The 1,832-nt window shown below is 43.6% G+C and carries 1 protein-coding gene; it reads right to left on the minus strand.

Going from position 1 to position 1,832, the window contains the following annotated elements:
* Positions 1 to 37 precede the first annotated feature (37 nt).
* Positions 38 to 1,429, minus strand: coding sequence for a PhoH family protein (locus DS2_RS19265; protein WP_035016717.1), 1,392 nt, complete (start codon positions 1,427 to 1,429; stop codon positions 38 to 40).
* Positions 1,430 to 1,832: the final 403 nt, after the last annotated feature.

Raw genomic sequence — 1,832 nt, forward strand, 5'->3', positions numbered from 1 at the left:
CTAGCACTTTCCTAACTTTTGTATTGTTGCTGATAAGCTACAAATTTTTCTCAGCAAAAGACGCTAATCTTGAACGCATGACACCCGCGATATGCACGGTCGCGCTACCTTCAAAATCCTTAAATCGCTCAACAATATAAGTTAAACCCGACGTTAGCGGCGACAAATAATTACTGTCGATTTGAGCCAAGTTACCACAGCAAATCAACTTAGTGCCTTCACCCGCGCGGGTGATTATGGTTTTAAGTTGAGAAGATGTCATATTCTGGCACTCATCCAAAATAACAATCGACTTTTGAATACTGCGGCCACGCATAAAGTTAACCGACTTAAACTGAATATTCGCTTTTTCAATAATATAACGCGTGCTGCCTTCGCGACATTCATCGTGGCGATGCAAAAAGTCTAACGAGTCACTAATAGCGCCCAGCCAAGGTGCCATTTTCTCTTCCTCAGTGCCAGGTAAAAAACCAATCGACTCGGCAATTTCCGGCGTGTTTCTCGTGACAATAATCTTTTCGTAAATACCTTTTTCAACCACCATTTCCAACGCAGCGGCCAACGCCAGCAAGGTTTTACCGCTTCCCGCTGGACCGGTCAATAAACATAAATCAATGCTGGTATCCAACAGTGCATCTAAAGCCATCGCCTGATGAAAATTTTTCGGAGATATACCCCAAGCGTGGCGGCCCATCATGCGGTCGTAACCCAAGTCTTTTAGTTTTACCAGCTTATCATCGTGCTCAATTACTTTGCCGGCAAAACCTTTGGTTTGATCAAACAGGTATTGATTCACAAACAGAGTCGGTGGCAATGCTGCTCGTTCAACGGTATGAATGGTTTCGCGACCTTCTGTTTCACTATCGCAACTTTTCACCTTTGACCAAAAGTCGCCTTCCACTTCCACATATCCAGTGCTTAAATATTTAAGGTCGGAGATCAATTGGTCTGTACGATAATCTTCAACGCGTTCTAAACCGGCACCTTTAGCTTTTAGGCGCATGTTTATGTCTTTTGTCACCAAAATAACGTGTTGAGGGCTTTTGTCTTTTTGTAGGTGTAAAGCCGCGTTAATTATCGTATTGTCGTTTTCGGGGCCTGGCAAAGTCACTCTATCTTGCGATAGCAAGTGGTCTGGATATATTGCTAATCGACCGGTTGAACCATGTTCACTTTGGTATTTGTTCATGGGTACACCATCAGCTATTTCTTCTGGTGTTGCATCCTTCAATGCTTCTTCTAATGCTCGAATGGCAATTCGCGCGTCACGACTTACGTCTTTTTTGCGGTCTTTAATTGCGTCGAGTTCTTCAAGCACAATCATTGGTATATAGACGTCGTGTTCTTGAAAATTTAGAAAGGCGAAAGGTTCGTGAAGTAGGATGTTTGTGTCGAGTACGTATATCTTGGTCATTTGGTCGTTGCTCATCAGACCCCCTTGATGTGTTTTATGAACCTTATTCAGCTTATTCAGGCTTGGCTGAATTTGGCAGTAGGTAAAGCGCGTCATTGCGGTGTTAATTTTACTATCGGTTTAATTTTGCATAAGAGCAAGTATTTTTTGCAAAAATTTGCGTGGGGTATTGGAGTGGGCTTGCAGGCACGGTAATTTGAAGCGCTGCTAGTTTGGGTGGCAGAGAATGTCGAGGTGGTTGCGATGTATTTCTCGAAACCGCTGCAAGGCCTGTGCAATATGTGGAAATTACTAGACCATAACTTTCGCAAAAACGTATCACAGAATTTAAGTAAATCTTGAGTGGACTATTCATCCTTGAAGGGCAGGCCCTGTCGCCTTCCTTGGCTCCACCTCATTCAGCTGCGAAGCGGTGCTT

The organism is Catenovulum agarivorans DS-2, from assembly GCF_000568405.1.
Lineage (GTDB): Bacteria > Pseudomonadota > Gammaproteobacteria > Enterobacterales > Alteromonadaceae > Catenovulum > Catenovulum agarivorans_A.